Below are 17,044 nucleotides of genomic sequence, written 5' to 3'. Positions count from 1 at the left end.
GCATTCTGTCATGGACCCGATTCTACAGACAAAATTGAGCTTTGCCCCCTGGGCCGACCCGCGCACGGCGCGGTTGCCGGGGGTGATCCCGTTTGAACTTTCCGACTGGCTTGAAGTCGATACGGCTTACGGCGCGCAAATGGCGCTCCGCGACCACCTGATCCTGACGACGCCGGAGGAGGTTGTGGCTCTCGATGAAAGTGCCCGGCCCGCAGCACTGGAGCTGTTCGAGTTGCTGCTCGGGCTGTTGCCGGGGCTTGGCTTCGGGATGTCGGAGACAGAGGCGATCCGCCCAGATGGTGTCGCCGTGGCCCTGGACCGCGAGGCACCGATGCACACTATGGGGCGTCTGCTGCAATGCGACATCTGCCTGATGCAGCCCGATCCGAGCGGTGCAACCGATGAGAGCGTGTTGACCGGCGCGGCGCTGTGTTTTCCCTCCGGGTGGCGCCTGCCGCAGAAATTCATGAAGCCGATGCTACGCATTCACCAACCCATCGAAGCCTACACTCCCGATCTTGCTACGCGCGTGCAACGGATGATGAACGGCGTGCAGGTCGGGCGCGGCTTGATGCGCGGCACCGCCTCGCGCTCCGATGCGCATCTCTGCGATCCGCGGTCCGAGGGCGAGCTGCGCCATGGCACGAACACTTCGAAATATATCCGTGTCGAACGCCAAAGCCTCGTGCGCCTGCCGGAGAGCCGCGCGGTGGTGTTTACCATCCACACGCAGGTGGTGCTGCCCGAAGCGCTGAGCCCGGAACAGGCCGCTGCCTTGGACGAACGCCCGATCCGCCTCGCGGACTGATCAATCCGGTCTGATTACCACTCTTTGGAGAGCGCCAGAAACTTGGCGAGGCTTTCGTCCTGCGGGAAGCGTTTCTGCGCAGCCTTGGCGGTCGCAATCGCCTCATCCGGCCGCTCAAGACCGACCAGCGCAATCGCCTTTTGCACATAAAGCCGCGCGCTGGTCTTGGCATGAAACTCCAGCCCCCGCTCCGCCACCTCAAGCGCGACCTGCGGGCGCTCCGTCATATTCAGCGCACGGGCGTAGAAATAGGTCACGTCCTCGCTTTCGCTGTCGAGATCCATCGCCTCGCCGCAATCCTGAACCGCCAGATCATACTTGCCGAGATCAAGCCGCACCACACAGCGCGATAGATACCCCTGCATCGTCGGCGCCTCTTTCAACACCCGCGTGTAAAGCCATTCCGAGGTCTTGTCATAGCCCAGCTCATGCCAGGTCCACGCCAGCATCCGCTGCGTATTGTGCGAGGGCTCAAGATGTTTGGCCTGTCGCAAGTCCCTGAGAGATTTTCCATTTTCGCCAAGTTGCCGCCACGCCACCCCGCGCGCGGCCAAAGCCTCTGCGCGTTCATAATCCGACAGTTTTGTCGCCAGCGCGACCGTGCAGGCGTCGATCACCTCGACTGGACGCGGATTGGCATTGAGACCGACACAGGTGTCATAGTCTGCAAAAGCCCCCTGCGCGCAAAGCATCAGCCCGCCCGCCAAGATCGTTCCAATCCGCATCGCGTTCTCCTTTTCGGAAAACCTAACCCGTTTCCTGTGTTGCACAAATACTCAAAACAAAAGCCCCGCGTTTCCGCGGGGCTTTCACATCTCTGAGGCGCGCTTTGCTTACGACTTCGCCAAATTCCGCAGCACATAATGCAGCACGCCGCCGTTCTCGATATATTCGATCTCCGGCTGGGTATCGATGCGGCACTTGACCTTGATCGTTTTGGTCGAGCCGTCGCCATAGGTGATCGCGCAATCGAGGGTCTCAAGCGGTTTGACCGTGTCGAGGCCCAGAATGGTGATGGTCTCATCGCCCTTGAGGCCCAGCGTTTTGCGGGTGTCGCCACCGGTGAACTCAAAGGGCACAACCCCCATACCCACCAGGTTCGAGCGGTGGATGCGCTCAAAGCTCTCGGCGATTACGGCTTTGACGCCCAAAAGCGCCGTGCCTTTCGCGGCCCAGTCGCGCGAGGACCCCGCGCCATATTGTTCGCCGCCGAAGACCACGAGTGGCGTGCCTTGGGCCTGATAGGCCATGGACGCCTCGAAGACCGAAGTCTGTTCGCCGTCCGGGCCTTTGGTGTAGCCGCCTTCAACCCCGTCGAGCATCTCGTTCTTGATCCGGATGTTGGCGAAGGTGCCGCGCATCATGATCTCGTGGTTGCCGCGGCGCGAGCCATAAGAGTTGAACTCCCGCACCGGCACGCCGTGTTCGGTGAGGAATTTGCCCGCAGGGGTGCTTTCCTTGAACGAACCGGCGGGCGAGATGTGGTCGGTGGTGACCATATCGCCGAGGATGAGCATCACTTTCGCGTTCTCGATGTTTTTGATCGAGCCTTTCTCCGCCCCCATGCCCTGGAAATAGGGCGGGTTCTGGATATAGGTCGACTCTGGCGGCCAGTCGTAGGTCTCGCCGCCAGACACTTTCACGCCCTGCCATTTCTCATCGCCTTTAAACACATCGGCGTATTTCCTGAGGAAGGCTTCGCGGGTCACGGTCTTGTCGACGAGTTCCGAAATCTCGGCGTTGGTCGGCCAGATGTCTTTCAGGAAGACATCGTTGCCGTCCTTGTCCTGCCCGAGCGGCTCGGAGCTGAGGTCGATGTTCATGTCGCCCGCCAAAGCATAGGCCACCACGAGCGGCGGGGAGGCGAGGTAGTTGGCGCGTACGTCGGGGCTGATACGGCCCTCGAAGTTGCGGTTGCCTGACAGAACGGAGGTGGCGATCAGATCGCCTTCCGCGATGGCTTCGGAGAACTCGGGCGCGATGGGGCCGGAGTTGCCGATACAGGTGGTGCAGCCATAACCCACAAGGTTGAAGCCGATGGCGTCGAGATCCTCTTGCAGACCGGCCGCCTCAAGATATTCGGTCACCACCTGCGAGCCCGGTGCCAGCGACGTTTTCACCCAAGGTTTGCGGTTGAGGCCAAGCGCGCGGGCTTTGCGGGCGACAAGACCCGCGCCGATCATCACATAGGGGTTCGAGGTGTTGGTGCAGGACGTGATCGAGGCGATCACGACCGAGCCGTCATGCAGATCGAACTCCTTGCCCTTCACGGGGTGCGATTTGCGGATGTCGACAGATTTCGTTGCCGCGGGGCCTTCGTCCAGCATGTCCTTGGCGGCGTCGGAGACGTCGATGCCGCGATAATCCGCGACCACTTTCGCGAAAGACGAAGCGGCGTCGGTCAGTGCGACATAATCCTGCGGACGTTTCGGGCCGGAGATCGCAGGAACGATGGTGCCCATGTCGAGATGCAGCGTGGAGGAATAGATCGGTTCGTAATCCGCACCGCGCCAGAATCCGTTTTCCTTGGCATAGGCCTCGACGAGGGCGATACGGTCTTCGTCGCGGCCGGTCTGGCGCAGGTAGCGCAGGGTTTCCGCGTCAATCGGGAAGAAGCCACAGGTCGCGCCATATTCGGGCGCCATGTTGGCAATGGTGGCGCGTTGCGCGAGCGGCAGCTTGTCGAGACCGTCGCCGTAGAATTCAACGAATTTGCCGACAACGCCGTGTTTGCGCAGCATTTCCACGACCTTGAGCACCAAGTCCGTTCCGGTGGTGCCCTCGACCATCTCGCCGGTGAGTTTAAAGCCCACAACTTCGGGGATCAGCATGGAGATCGGCTGGCCGAGCATGGCGGCTTCGGCCTCGATCCCGCCAACGCCCCAGCCCAGAACGGCAAGCCCGTTGACCATGGTGGTGTGGCTGTCGGTACCCACGAGCGTGTCGGGATAGGCGACGTCCACGCCGTTCTGATCCTTGTCGGTCCAGACGGTCTGCGCGAGGTACTCGACGTTCACCTGGTGACAAATCCCGGTTCCCGGCGGCACGACGCGGAAGTTCTCGAACGCGGTCTGGCCCCATTTGAGGAACTGGTAGCGTTCCATGTTGCGTTCATATTCACGGTCGACGTTCATCTGGAAGGCGCGCGGGTTGCCGAATTCGTCGATCATCACCGAGTGGTCGATCACCAGATCGACGGGGACGAGCGGGTTGATTTTCTTGGCGTCGCCACCGAGGCCCAGAATGCCGTCGCGCATGGCGGCAAGGTCCACGACTGCGGGCACGCCGGTGAAATCCTGCATCAACACGCGGGCCGGGCGATAGGCGATCTCGCGCGGGTTCTGCCCACCTTTCTCGGCCCACTCAGAAAAGGCCTTGATGTCATCCGTGGAGACGGAGAAACCGCCATCCTCGAACCGCAGGATGTTCTCCAGAACGACTTTCAGCGAGGCGGGGAGCTTGGAGAAATCGCCAAAACCGGCCTCTTGTGCGGCGGGGATCGAGTAATAGGCGATTTTCTGTCCGTTCACCTCAAGTTCGCGGCGGGTTTTTGCGGTATCTTGACCGACAACAACTGTCATGGGGACCTCCGGATATGTGAAACTGCGTGGCGGAACCATCGTGATTCCGCCTGCGTGGTGCTGGGGGAAACTTAGTCCTTTTGCGAGGTTTGTCCATGATGCTGAGCTTTCCCGCACAGTGCACTGAGTGCTTGCGCGGGAGCTGTGTCTTCGTGCAGAGAAAGTTGGAAAATATCGCAGAGAATACGCCTTGCCGGTGCTGAACATCTTGCAACCGGATTTCGCATGGTATACTTTTGCATACAAATCGGAGAGTCGGGTTTCGCGCCATGCTGGCGGTCCCGGCTTTCCCTCTTTCCGTCACCACCTTCTGTCACCAATTGTCAGGGACCGTCATGAGCTTGTACACCGACTACCTAACCGAGATCGAAACGCGCAAAGGCGAGGGGCTGCACCCGAAGCCCATCGACGATGGCGCGCTGGTTGCCGAGCTGATTTCCCTGATCGAAGACACGGGCAGCGAATACCGCAAGGACGCGCTGAACTTCTTCATCTACAACACCCTGCCGGGCACCACCTCGGCGGCGGGCGTGAAGGCGGCTTTCCTCAAGAAAATCATTCTGGGCGAGGTCACTGTCGCCGAAATCACCCCGGATTTCGCGTTTGAACTGCTGTCCCACATGAAGGGCGGGCCGTCCATCGAAGTGCTGCTCGACATCGCGCTGGGGGATGATGCCGCTCTGGCCGCCAAGGCCGCCGATGTGCTCAAGACCCAGGTCTTCCTCTACGAGGCCGACACGAACCGTCTGAAAGCCGCTTATGAGGCCGGCAACGCGGTCGCAAAAGACATTCTGGAAAGCTACGCCAAGGCCGAATTCTTCACCAAACTGCCGGATGTCGAAGAAGAGATCAAAGTCGTCACCTACATCGCCGCCGAGGGTGACATTTCCACCGACCTTCTGTCCCCGGGCAATCAGGCGCACTCGCGTTCCGACCGTGAGCTGCACGGCAAATGCATGATCACGCCGGAAGCGCAGGCGGAAATCCAGGAACTGCAAAAGAAACACCCCGAGGCCCGCGTCATGCTGATCGCGGAAAAAGGCACCATGGGTGTGGGCTCGTCCCGGATGTCCGGTGTGAACAACGTCGCACTCTGGACCGGCAAACAGGCCTCCCCCTATGTGCCCTTCGTCAACATCGCCCCGGTCGTGGCCGGGACCAACGGCATTTCGCCGATCTTCCTCACCACCGTGGGCGTGACTGGCGGCATTGGCCTCGATCTCAAGAACTGGGTCAAGAAACTCGACGAGAACGGCAAGCCGGTTCTCGATGAGAATGGCGACCCGATCCTTGAGCAGAAATACTCTGTCGAGACCGGCAAGGTGCTGACCATCAACACCAAAGAGAAGAAACTCTACGATGCCGACGGCACCGAGCTGGCCGACGTCTCCTCCGCCTTCACGCCGCAAAAGGTCGAGTTCATGAAGGCCGGTGGTTCCTACGCCGTCGTCTTCGGCAAGAAACTTCAGACCATCGCTGCCGAGACGCTGGGCGTCGAAGCGCCGCTGGTCTTCGCGCCGTCGAAAGAGATCACCAACCCGGGCCAGGGCCTTACTGCTGTTGAGAAAATCTTCAACCGCAACGCCGTGGGCGTTCTGGCGAAAGAGCCGCTTTTGGCGGGCTCCGACGTGCGTGTGAAGGTCAACATCGTTGGCTCTCAGGACACCACGGGTCTGATGACCTCGCAGGAACTCGAAGCCATGGCCGCCACCGTGATTTCGCCCTCCGTCGACGGCGCCTATCAGTCTGGCTGTCACACGGCGTCCGTTTGGGACAAAAAGGCGCAGGCCAACATCCCCAAACTCATGTCCTTCATGAACAAATTCGGCCTGATCACCGCGCGTGACCCGAAAGACCACTACCACGCCATGACCGACGTGATCCACAAGGTGCTGAACGACATCACCGTGGATGACTGGGACATCATCGTGGGCGGCGACAGCCACACCCGGATGTCCAAAGGCGTGGCCTTCGGCGCCGACTCCGGCACCGTGGCTTTGGCGCTGGCGACCGGTGAGGCGACCATGCCGATCCCCGAGTCCGTCAAAGTGACGTTCAAAGGCGAAATGAAGGATTACATGGACTTCCGCGATGTTGTTCATGCGACCCAGGCGCAGATGCTCAAGCAATGCGGGGACAACGTCTTCCAAGGCCGCGTGATCGAAGTGCACATCGGCACGCTGCTCGCGGACCAGGCCTTCACCTTCACCGACTGGACCGCTGAGATGAAGGCGAAGGCCTCCATCTGTATCTCCAACGACGAGACGCTGATCGGGTCTCTTGAGTTGGCGAAATCGCGCATTCAGGTGATGATCGACAAGGGCATGGACAACGAGGCGAAAACGCTTCAAGGCCTGATCGACAAAGCCGACAAGCGCATCGCCGAGATCAAATCCGGCGAGAAACCGGCACTGACCCCGGACGAAGGTGCGAAATACTTCGCCGAGGTTGTTGTCGATCTCGACCTGATCGACGAGCCGATGATCGCCGATCCCGACGTGAACAACGCCGACGTCTCCAAGCGCTACACCCACGACACCATTCGTCCGGTTTCCTATTATGGCGCCGAGAAGAAGGTGGATCTGGGCTTTGTGGGGTCCTGCATGGTGCACAAGGGCGACATGAAAATCGTCGCTCAGATGCTCAAGAACTTGGAGAAAGAGACCGGCAAGGTCGAATTCAAAGCGCCGCTCGTGGTCGCCGCACCGACCTACAACATCATCGACGAGCTGAAAGCCGAAGGTGACTGGGAAGTGCTGCAGAAATACTCCGGCTTCGAGTTCGACGATCTCTTCCCGAAAGCGCAGGCGCGCACCGAGTATGAGAATACGCTCTACCTCGAACGCCCGGGCTGTAACCTCTGCATGGGCAACCAGGAGAAAGCCGAGAAGGGCGACACCGTGCTGGCCACCTCGACCCGCCTGTTCCAGGGCCGCGTCGTGGAAGACAGCGCCGAGAAGAAAGGCGAAAGCCTTCTCGCGTCGACCCCGGTTGTGGTTCTCTCCGCCATTCTGGGCCGCACGCCCACGCTCGACGAGTACAAGAAGGCGGTCGAGGGCATCGACCTGACCAAATTCGCACCGCCGCTTCAGGTGCCGAGCACGGCGAAATCTGCGCATTTCTGATCGGATTTCCGGTTTCGCAACGCAAAACAGACGCAGGGCGGCAGAAATGCCGCCCTTTTCCGTCTTTTGGACCTGTCTTTCGGGACAGGTTCGCGACGCTGTAACAGCTTCTCGCAAATCCTTGATTGGCCTCAGCGCCCATCCCGGCTTAGACCTGTAAGGCAACCGACGGAGCCTCTATGCGACAGATTCTGGCAGCCCTGACTGATTTTCTCCCCCACACCCGTGGGAGGCTTTTGGCTGCCGGGGTTCTGGCCACGCTGTCCGCCGCACCTGCGCTGGCCGACCCGGACGACAATCTCGTGGTGGTCGAGCTCTTCACTTCGCAGGGATGTTCCTCCTGTCCGCCCGCCGACGAAATGATGCGCGAGCTGGCGACGCGTGAGGGCATTCTGCCGCTGTCGCTGCATGTCGATTACTGGGATTATATCGGCTGGCGCGATCATTTCGCCCAGCCGCAATTCACCATTCGCCAGAAATCCTATGCCCATGCCATCGGCAAACGCACGATCTACACGCCTCAGATCATCGTGCAGGGGGCGGATTTTCTCGTCGGTGCCAAGCCGATGCACCTCGCCGATATGGTGATGCATCAGATGAGCGCGCCGCCGGCGCCGGTCGATCTCACCGTGACCCGCGAGGGCGAGCGCCTGTCGATCACGGCGGTGCCCGAGGGGCCTCTGCCACCCGCGATGCGACTTCAGGTCGTGCGCTTCGATCCGCATGAGCGGGTCACCATCGAACGCGGCGAAAACGCCGGGCAAGTGGTGGATTACAGCAATATCGTCACCGAATGGCGACCGTTGGCGGAATGGAACGGGCTTGCGCCGCTGGCCGTGACGGTCGATGCGCGCGGGCCGGAAAGCGTTGCGGTGATCCTGCAGGCGGCAACCCCGACGGGACCCGGTCCGATCCTGGCGGCGAGCCGTCTCGACTGAGGCTCCCGCTTCGGCAGCTTGCCTTACTCTTCTGCCCGATCTTCCGCGGCGCGGCGTTTTTCGGCTTCGAGTTTCGCCTGTCTGCGCGCCTGTTTCTCAGGCTTCCAGCGGCGGTGAATCCAGAACCATTGTTCCATGTGCTGGCGCGTGATCGCTTCGAGACTGTCGTTGAGTGCCTGCGCCATCTTCTCGGGGGTGGAATGAGGGATGGGGGCCTCGACCTGTACCCGGAAATTCAACCCGTCCTCGAGCCGCACGCCATAGATCGGCACCAGAAGCGCGTCGTATTTCAAGGCGAGTTCCGCCGCGGACAGGGCGGTGGGCGCCGGTTGGCCGAAGAACGTCAGGAGCGCGCCCTGGTTGACATAGACATCCGAGAGAAACCCGATCATCCCGCCAGATTTCAGATGTTTGAGCAATTGCGCATAGCCCCGACGTCCGCGCGGGAACAGCGGCTGGCCGATGGTGCCGATCGCCTTGACGTAATGTTCGTTGAAAAACTTGTTCTTCATCGGGTTGTAGAGCGACCCGACGTCATAGCCATGGGCGATGAGGGCGGCGCGTGGTACGTCGTAATTGCCGAAATGCCCGGTGTGCAGAATCACGGGGCGGCGATTGTCACGCGCCTCGCGCAGGATCTCGGCGCCGGGCCCCTCAAAGCGGATGTCCTTCATCCGGGCGATGAATTCGGGACCGGAATAGATCTCGATCAGGGTGCGCCCGGCATTGTCCGGCACCGCGCGCATCAGGCGTTTGACCTCCGCCTCCGGCATCTGCGGCAACACATGATGCAGGTTGCCGCGCACCCGTGTGTTGTAGCCCGCGAGTGGCGCAAAGACATGTGACATGAACCAGCCCATGGCACGCACGCGGCTGCGATAGGGCAGGGCAAGTGCCATGGACAAAAGCCCGCGCGTGGCGAGATTGCCAAGGTACTGCCCCAATGTGCCCTCGATCTCTCCGCGTTTGACCTTCATGGCTGCCCCATTTCCTCGGGCACGGGGTCTGCCGTGCCGTTCCTGCGTTCCCGGTGCCAGACATAGAGCCCGGCGGTCACGATCACAAGAGCACCGAGGACGGTCCAGCGGTCCGGCACCGTGCCGAAGACCAGAAGCCCCCAGCCTGCAGCGGCCAGAAGCCCGGCATAGGAAAACGGCGCGATGGCCGAGGCTTCCGCGACCGCATAGGCGCGGATCATCATCAATTGCCCGACCGTGCCGAGACAACCGATCAGCAGCATGAGCATCAGGGCCGTGCTGTCCGGGGCGATCCAGCGGAACGGTACAATCAGGCTCATGACCCCGGTGCAGATCAGCCCGGAATAGAGGAGCCCGGTGAGCGGGCTTTCCTTCAATCCGATGTAGCGGGTGGCCAGAGCGTAGCCCGCGAGACAGGCAGCGGTGCCCAGAGGCCAGAGCGAGGCGGGGGCGAATACCGCAGCACCCGGGCGGATGATGATCAGCGCACCGATCAGCGCTGCGACGATCCCTGTCATGCGGTGCGGTCCGACGGTTTCGCCCAGAAAAAGCGCCGCGCCGAGGGTGATGAACACGGGGGCCAGATCGGCGATGGCGGTGGTCTCCGCCAGACCCTGCGTGCGCAGCGCGCTGAAGAAACAGGCGGCGGCCCCCAGTTGCATCAGCCCGCGCGCCAGTTGTAGCCAGGGATGCTCGGTCCTGAGGGCGCGGGGGAGACGCGGCGCGAAGATCAGCACCAGCACCAGAAGCTGGCCACCGTAGCGTGCCCAGAGCACCTGCGAAAGATCCACCCGCTGGCCCAGGAGCTTGGCGGTCATGTCCATCGAGGAGAAGACGGTGACGGAAATCAGCATATAGAGGATGCCACGCGATTGCGCGGGCAGGCGGGAAAACCAGATCATCGGGCGACGCTAGGGGCGCGCGGCGGGTTTGTCCATACGATCAAATCGCCGCCGAACTGTGCTGTCGGGGGGGCGTGGGGTCAGTCGTCCCCGGTCAGAAGGAAAATCTCCCCGGTCGCTTCGAGATCGCGGATACCCGCAACCACGGCGTTCATCGCCTCTTCGGCATCGCTGTCCTTGACCTTGCCGAGATTGTCCATCTCTTCGCGCAGACTTTCGGCCATGCGTTTCGACATGTTCGTGAGGATGAATTCGGTGGAGGCCGCCGCCTCGCCGATGGCGCCTGCCAGCGCCTTGATCAGAATATCCTGTTCCACGGCGCGCACCACCTTGGCGACATCGCGCGGGTCGATGCGGGTGGCGATATTGGCATAGGTGAAGATGTTCTTGCGCACCTCGTCTGCGAAATTCTTGTCGGTTTCATCGAGCCCTTCGAGCACACCGTCCCGGGTGGTGGAAGACGAGAAGTTGAGGATCGCGCCGACCCGTTCCGGCGGCTCCTCGGGGAAGGCTGCGGAGGGTTGGGCGTCGAGTTGGGCGGCAAGCGAAATGCCGATGCGCTGCACCACCTCGGGGGAGACGCCGGAGGTCAGCGAGACCGCATAGGCGACACGGCGGGCGCGCTCGCCGGGCAGCATGGACATGAGCTGGGCGGCTTTCGAGACCTTGAGTTTCGACAAGAGCACCGCACCCACCTCGACGCTTTCCTCTTGCAGGATCGGCAAAAGCCGGGGGATTTCCACGTCGGAAATGCGTTGCCAAGGATCGCCGGTCAGGGAGAACCCGGCGTTCGAGCGCAGTTTCGAGGCGGTGGTGGGGGAGATCGTGCCATCGAGCACCTTCAGGGCGCCTTCGAGGCCACCGGGGAAGGAGAGGCCGATGGCCTCGATCTCTTCGAGGAATTCCTCGACGACGGAGGTGAGCGTGTGCTTGTCGATATAGCGCAGCTCGGTCAGTTGATGCGCCAGCTCGACCTGCAGCTCTTCGGGGAAATTGGCGAGCGGCAGTTTGACCTCCTGCGCGGCCAACAATTTGACGATGATCGCGGCCTTGGCCTTTTTCGACAGCCGTGCGGGCATGTGGGACGCGGGCGAGGGCATGTCGAAATCCGTCATGCCGCCGAAATCGCCGAGATCGGGCAGGTTTCCCATGTCATTCATTTGCGGCAATCCGTCCACACGCGCCTCACTCGCGATTCAGTCCTTGGTTCTGCCCAGTATCGTTGATGAGGCTTAACGGGAGGTGACCGGTGGACGGAAATTTGCCGAAAATTGTGAGTTAGCCGACGATCTGCTCGACGCAGGTGCCGGTTTCCTTGTCCCAAGTGTAACCCTCAGCGCAGGAAGCGAGCTTTTGTTCATGCGGGCAGGTGAAATCCTGCGCGGCGAGCGGGTTGGAAAGGGGCATGAGCAGGGCGAGGGCGAGAAGCGTGTATTTCAACATGAAAATCTCCCGAAAGCGTGGTGGCCTTCGGGAGATCGTATCACAGAATCGGTGATTTTCTCAGGTTTTTGCACTTGGCGCTGTGTCGGGCTTATTCGCCGAACACCCAGCCCGGCGAGTTTACTCGCCAAAAACCCGCTTGAAGATCGTGTCGACGTGTTTGGTGTGGTAGTCCATGTCGAATTTCGAATTGATCCCGTCGACGCCAAGGGCTGCGACCACGTCCTTGTCAGCCAGAAGCTGTTCGCGGAAATCGACGCGATCTTCCCAGACTTTCAAGGCGTTGCGCTGCACCATCGTATAGGCATCCTCGCGCGACACACCGGCTTGGGTCAGCGCCAGCAGTACGCGCTGGGACATCACGAGGCCCGGGAATTTGTTCATGTTGGCCAGCATGTTGTCCGGGAAGATCAGCATCTTCTCGACCACACCGGCGAGACGGTTGAGCGCGAAGTCCAAGGTCACGGTCGCATCCGGGCCGATGCCGCGCTCCACAGACGAGTGAGAAATATCGCGTTCGTGCCAGAGCGCCACGTTTTCCATCGCGGGCACCACGGTCATGCGCACCAGACGCGCCAGACCGGTGAGATTTTCGGTCAGAACCGGGTTTTTCTTGTGCGGCATCGCCGAGGAGCCTTTTTGGCCCATGGAGAAGAATTCCGCGCCTTCGAGGACTTCGGTGCGCTGCATGTGGCGGATCTCGATGGCGATGTTTTCGATCGACGACGCAATCACGCCCAAAGTGGCAAAGAACATGGCGTGACGGTCACGCGGGATGACCTGGGTCGAGATCGGCTCCGGGCGCAGGCCCATTTTCTCGCAGACATGCTCTTCGACCGCCGGGTCGATATTGGCGAATGTGCCGACCGCGCCGGAAATTGCGCCGGTGGCAATCTCCCATTTGGCTTTTTCGAGACGATTCTTGTTGCGATCCATCTCGGCGTAGAAACGCGCGAATGTCAGGCCCATGGTGGTCGGTTCGGCGTGGATGCCGTGAGAGCGACCGACGCGCACGGTATATTTGTGCTCCAGAGCGCGGGTCTTGAGCGCGGCCAGAACCTTGTCGACGCCGGCCAGAAGGAGGTCGGCGGCGCGCACGAGCTGGACGTTGAGACAGGTGTCGAGCACGTCGGACGAGGTCATGCCCTGATGGACGAAACGGGCCTCCTCAGAACCGACATGTTCGGCGAGGTGGGTCAGAAAGGCGATGACGTCATGCTTGGTGACAGCTTCGATCTCGTCGATGCGGTCGACGTCGAATTCGACATCCTTGGCTTTCCACACCGCATCCGCGTTTTCCTGCGGGATCACGCCAAGCTTGGCCTGAGCGTCACAGGCGTGGGCCTCGATCTCGTACCAGATCTTGAACTTGGTGGCGGGTTCCCAGATGTCGACCATCTCTTTGCGGGCATAACGGGGGATCATCGGCAGGCCTTTCCTATACAGAACGCGTTGCGGGTCTCTTACGGCGAAGGGGCTTCGCGCGCAAGCCGCCGTACCGTGCAAAACACTTTGGGACAGGGCCCGATCATGCTAGATTGCCGCAAGATGAAAGCCTTTCGCAACCGGCCCGATGTGATGGCTATGGCTCAGACCCGTTGCGAAGTGCTTTTCGGCTTTAGGGATGAGGCCATATTTCCCATGTTCGATTCCGGTGACCCTCAGGTGAGGGAGATCGCATTTTCTCTTCATGCGCAGATCGCACCCTCCGGTGTGCTGGCCTTTCGCGCCTTGCCGACAGCTTCGGGCACGCAGCTTGAGGTGCTGGCCAACACCGACCATCCGGTGGGGCGGCATCTTGAACGCGTGCTGATGCCGGAGAACACCATCGGTCATCTGGTGGTCGACCTTGCCCGTGAGATTGTCATCGACGACACTCTGGTGCATCCGCTGATCAAGGACACGGGGGCTGTCTCCGTGATGGGGATCATGGCTTATATCGGAGTGCCCTGTCGGTTCCGGGGGCAGGTGTTCGGTGGAATTTCCGCAGTCGACAGCCACCGCCGTCATTGGAGCCATGAAGAGGTGCAATTCGTGCGTGACAGTGCCCGTGCGCTCGAATGCCTCGCCAAGGCGCGACACGGCGGGCTATAAGGCAGCATGATCACACTGGACGATTTCGCGGGCATGTGGCGGCTGTCCCGACACATTGAGGATGCTCTGGCGGGGGGCACGGCGCGGCTTGAGGGCTATTGCCGGTTTGACCGCGATGGCGAGGGGCTGCTCTGTACCGAAGGCGGGACTTTGACGGTGCCGGGGCAGGCGAGCCTCTCGGCGGAACGGCGCTATCTCTGGCGCAGCGATCCGGCGGGGATCGCGGTCTTTTTCGACGATGGCCGGTTCTTTCACCGCTTCGATCCGAACGCAGCAATCCCACGGGCCGATCACGATTGTGCCCCGGATGCCTATGCTGTGCGCTACGATTTCTCCGGCTGGCCGCTCTGGACGGCAGAGTGGCGGGTCAAGGGCCCGCGCAAGGATTACGTAAGTGTCTCGCAATTCAGCCGTCGCAGGCGCAGCCCGGAGGCTGATGACAGGCCTTGTCGCGATTGATGCAACTGTTGCCGCAGGCTTTGCCCTTGCGGCACACTTTGCAGCAGGCGGCGAGGTAGAGCGTTGCCCCGTTCTGCGCCTCAGGTGACAATAGGTTTTGCAAGAGATCGGGCCGGAGTTCTGACTGGTGGTCGGGCGTCGTGGATCTTGGAGTGCTGTCGGCGAAAGCTGCGACAGGAGCGAGCAGGCAAAGGGCCAGGAGAAGGGGTTTCATGGCAATGGGTCCGTTCAAATGACGTCTGATCTTAACAAAGGTTAACAAAAGGTAAACGATTCACCGGACGGAAGCGCGTGCTCGCCGGTCAGAGGCGGGTGATCAGCTCAAGAGACGGACATTCGAAAACCCGGACCGGGCAACTTGCGTGCACAGATCGGACCATTCGCAGCCCCGGCAGGCGGTTCGGACATCGCCTTGGGCAAAGGCGGCCCTCAGCGTCGCGCGCCTCTCGGGGCCAAGCACCAGTTTGGTGCCCTGAGAGATGCCCTGCTCCAGAACCCGGCCCACTTCCCGCGCCGCCAATGCATCCCGTGAGATCACCGAACTGCCGTGGCAATGTTCGCTCATATCACAGGCAATGGGGGCGCAAATGTCGTCCGGGCCCTCCACGATTTCGATCTCTTCGCCTGCGTTCAACCGCGCGACGATCCGGTCGTAGCCTGCGACGAAGGCGGGGGAGTACCCTTTGCCGACATAGGTGAGCAGACAGAGGAGATGATGGGGGCGCAGGTGGATCATGGGGAGAGATAGCCCGAGAGAAGAGCAAAAGAAAAGGGCCCCGAGAGGGAGCCCTTTCCAAGTCTGAAGACCGATGCCCGCTTAGCAGGAGTAGTACATTTCGTACTCGACCGGGTGCGGGGTGTGTTCGAAGGCGTAGACCTCTTCCCACTTGAGGTCGATGTAACCTTCGACCTGGCTCTTGGTGAACACGTCGCCGGCGAGCAGGAAGTCCATGTCTTTTTCCAGCTCTTCGAGCGCTTCACGCAGCGAACCGCAGACGGTCGGGATCTCGGCCAGTTCTTCCGGCGGCAGATCGTAGAGGTCTTTGTCCGACGAGGGGCCCGGATCAATCTTGTTCTTGATGCCGTCGAGGCCAGCCATCAGCAGGGCGGCGAAGCACAGATACGGGTTCGAGGACGGGTCAGGGAAGCGGGCTTCCACACGTTTCGCTTTCGGGGATTCCGCCCACGGAATACGCACGCAGCCAGAGCGGTTACGGGCGGAATACGCACGCAGAACCGGAGCTTCGAAGCCCGGGATCAGACGCTTGTAGGAGTTGGTGGACGGGTTGGTGAAGGCGTTGAGCGCTTTCGCGTGCTTCAGGATGCCGCCGATGAACCACAGGGCTTCGTCGGAGAGATCGGCATATTTGTCGCCAGCGAAGAGCGGCTTGCCGTCTTTCCAGATCGACATGTTCACGTGCATGCCCGAGCCGTTGTCGCCTTTGATCGGTTTCGGCATGAAGGTCGCGGAACGGCCATAGGCCAGAGCCACGTTGTGGATCACGTATTTGTATTTCTGAAGGTTGTCGGCCTGTTCGGTGAGCGTGCCGAAGATCATGCCGAGTTCGTGCTGGGAGGTCGCCACCTCGTGGTGGTGTTTGTCGACCTTCATGCCCATGTTGGCCATGGTGGTCAGCATTTCGCCACGGATGTCCTGGCCGTCGTCGGACGGGTTCACCGGGAAATAGCCACCCTTGTAGCCCGGACGGTGACCGAGGTTGCCCATTTCGAATTCGGCGTCGGTGTTCCAGGCGGCGCCGTCGGCGTCGATTTCATAGGCCACCTTGTTCGGGGTCACGGCGTAACGCACGTCGTCGAACAGAAAGAATTCAGCTTCCGGACCGCAGTAGAACGTGTCGCCGATGCCGGAGGATTTCAGGTAGGCCTCGGCGCGCTGCGCACAGCCGCGCGGATCGCGGTCGTAGGATTCGCCGGTGTCCGGCTCGACCACGGTGCAGTGCACGCAGAGGGTTTTCTCGGCGTAGAACGGGTCGATGTAAACAGACGCCGGGTCCGGGATCAGTTTCATGTCGGACTGGTCGATCGACTTCCAGCCGGCGATGGAGGAGCCATCGAACATGAAGCCTTCTTCGAAGAAGTCTTCGTCCACTTCGGTGTGGCGCAGCGTCACGTGCTGCAGCTTACCGCGCGGGTCGGTAAAACGGACGTCGACGTACTGTACGTCTTCGTCTTTCATGGTCTTGAGAACGTCTTGGATGCTCATAATTCGACCTTATCCCTTTGGTTGAGTTATTGTGTTTGTGGCGAGAGGCGTGTGGCCAGGGTCCCCTGCAACACGCCCGGCGCCTCCCTTACAGCGCGTCTTCGCCAGACTCGCCAGTGCGGATACGGATCGCCTGTTCGACAGGCGAGACGAAAATCTTGCCGTCGCCGATCTTGTCGGTCTTGGCCGCGGTCACGATCGCCTCGATGGCGCCGTCGACCTGATCGTCGGAGAGGACGACCTCGATTTTCACTTTCGGCAGGAAGTCCACGACATATTCCGCGCCGCGGTACAGCTCCGTGTGGCCTTTCTGGCGCCCGAACCCTTTGACCTCGACCACGGAAAGACCTTGCACGCCGATCTCCTGCAGCGCCTCTTTCACTTCGTCGAGCTTGAAGGGCTTGATCACAGCTTCGATCTTTTTCATGGACCTTCGACTCCCTAAACTTTGTTCGCTGACTGTCAGACCATTTCTCTTATGCGGTCACAATCG

15 protein-coding genes are annotated in these 17,044 nt (G+C 61.0%); 5 read left to right on the top strand and 10 right to left on the bottom strand.

Annotation, left to right across the window (positions count from 1 at the left end):
- The first annotated feature begins 10 nt into the window (after positions 1-10).
- Positions 11-808, top strand: a complete 798-nt coding sequence (locus CEW89_RS06665) for a heme-dependent oxidative N-demethylase subunit alpha family protein (RefSeq protein WP_096807155.1) — start codon at positions 11-13, stop codon at positions 806-808.
- A gap of 14 nt (positions 809-822) precedes the next feature.
- On the opposite strand, the gene CEW89_RS06660 is transcribed toward CEW89_RS06665, so the two are convergent.
- Entirely contained in the window at positions 823-1,533 is a 711-nt protein-coding gene (locus CEW89_RS06660) for a tetratricopeptide repeat protein (protein ID WP_096805370.1), read from the bottom strand.
- 108 nt (positions 1,534-1,641) lie between these two features.
- The gene (gene acnA / locus CEW89_RS06655) at positions 1,642-4,389 is read right to left on the bottom strand and encodes an aconitate hydratase AcnA (RefSeq protein ID WP_096805369.1); all 2,748 of its coding nucleotides are present in this window, start codon (positions 4,387-4,389) and stop codon (positions 1,642-1,644) included.
- Between the two features lie 335 nt (positions 4,390-4,724).
- Between acnA and CEW89_RS06650 the strand changes: the two genes are divergently transcribed.
- Together CEW89_RS06650 and CEW89_RS06645 are read left to right on the top strand one after the other, a co-directional pair.
- Complete coding sequence (locus tag CEW89_RS06650; protein WP_096805368.1) at positions 4,725-7,514, top strand: bifunctional aconitate hydratase 2/2-methylisocitrate dehydratase; 2,790 nt, start codon at positions 4,725-4,727, stop codon at positions 7,512-7,514.
- A 179-nt stretch (positions 7,515-7,693) separates the two neighbouring features.
- On the top strand, positions 7,694-8,452 hold the full coding sequence (locus CEW89_RS06645) for a DUF1223 domain-containing protein (RefSeq protein ID WP_198403513.1): 759 nt from the start codon (positions 7,694-7,696) through the stop codon (positions 8,450-8,452).
- Positions 8,453-8,475: 23 nt separating this feature from the next.
- On the opposite strand, the gene CEW89_RS06640 is transcribed toward CEW89_RS06645, so the two are convergent.
- The 5 genes from CEW89_RS06640 to purB all read right to left on the bottom strand — a co-directional run bounded on the left by CEW89_RS06640 (position 8,476) and on the right by purB (position 13,199).
- A complete protein-coding gene (locus tag CEW89_RS06640; protein WP_096805367.1) occupies positions 8,476-9,429 on the bottom strand; it encodes a lysophospholipid acyltransferase family protein in 954 nt (317 codons plus the stop codon).
- Complete coding sequence (locus CEW89_RS06635; RefSeq protein ID WP_096805366.1) at positions 9,426-10,331, bottom strand: DMT family transporter; 906 nt, start codon at positions 10,329-10,331, stop codon at positions 9,426-9,428. The genes CEW89_RS06640 and CEW89_RS06635 overlap by 4 nt, the downstream gene beginning before the upstream one ends.
- Positions 10,332-10,411: 80 nt before the next feature.
- Positions 10,412-11,491, bottom strand: coding sequence for a flagellar motor switch protein FliG (locus CEW89_RS06630; RefSeq protein WP_342352349.1), 1,080 nt, complete (start codon positions 11,489-11,491; stop codon positions 10,412-10,414).
- A 118-nt stretch (positions 11,492-11,609) separates the two neighbouring features.
- The gene (locus CEW89_RS20720; protein WP_155846202.1) at positions 11,610-11,774 is read right to left on the bottom strand and encodes a hypothetical protein; all 165 of its coding nucleotides are present in this window, start codon (positions 11,772-11,774) and stop codon (positions 11,610-11,612) included.
- 120 nt (positions 11,775-11,894) lie between these two features.
- A complete protein-coding gene (gene purB, locus CEW89_RS06625; protein WP_096805365.1) occupies positions 11,895-13,199 on the bottom strand; it encodes an adenylosuccinate lyase in 1,305 nt (434 codons plus the stop codon).
- 105 nt (positions 13,200-13,304) lie between these two features.
- Here purB and CEW89_RS06620 point away from each other — a divergent pair, with 105 nt between their 5' ends.
- Positions 13,305-13,868, top strand: a complete 564-nt coding sequence (locus CEW89_RS06620; RefSeq protein ID WP_096805364.1) for a GAF domain-containing protein — start codon at positions 13,305-13,307, stop codon at positions 13,866-13,868.
- 6 nt (positions 13,869-13,874) lie between these two features.
- On the top strand, positions 13,875-14,327 hold the full coding sequence (locus CEW89_RS06615) for a DUF6314 family protein (RefSeq protein ID WP_066708996.1): 453 nt from the start codon (positions 13,875-13,877) through the stop codon (positions 14,325-14,327).
- A gap of 316 nt (positions 14,328-14,643) precedes the next feature.
- On the opposite strand, the gene CEW89_RS06610 is transcribed toward CEW89_RS06615, so the two are convergent.
- From CEW89_RS06610 to CEW89_RS06600, 3 genes are all read right to left on the bottom strand, one after another.
- The gene (locus CEW89_RS06610; RefSeq protein ID WP_096805363.1) at positions 14,644-15,063 is read right to left on the bottom strand and encodes a DUF1284 domain-containing protein; all 420 of its coding nucleotides are present in this window, start codon (positions 15,061-15,063) and stop codon (positions 14,644-14,646) included.
- Between the two features lie 81 nt (positions 15,064-15,144).
- Positions 15,145-16,551 carry a type I glutamate--ammonia ligase gene (gene glnA, locus CEW89_RS06605; protein WP_066708991.1) on the bottom strand — a complete coding sequence of 469 codons (1,407 nt, stop codon included), beginning with the start codon at positions 16,549-16,551 and terminating at the stop codon, positions 15,145-15,147.
- Positions 16,552-16,639: 88 nt separating this feature from the next.
- Positions 16,640-16,978 carry a P-II family nitrogen regulator gene (locus CEW89_RS06600; protein WP_066708988.1) on the bottom strand — a complete coding sequence of 113 codons (339 nt, stop codon included), beginning with the start codon at positions 16,976-16,978 and terminating at the stop codon, positions 16,640-16,642.
- Positions 16,979-17,044: the final 66 nt, after the last annotated feature.

This window comes from Celeribacter ethanolicus, from assembly GCF_002407265.1.
GTDB classification, from domain to species: Bacteria; Pseudomonadota; Alphaproteobacteria; order Rhodobacterales; family Rhodobacteraceae; genus Celeribacter; species Celeribacter ethanolicus.
Note: the sequence above shows the minus strand (reverse complement) of the source record. Positions and strands in the feature narration are given on the sequence as shown.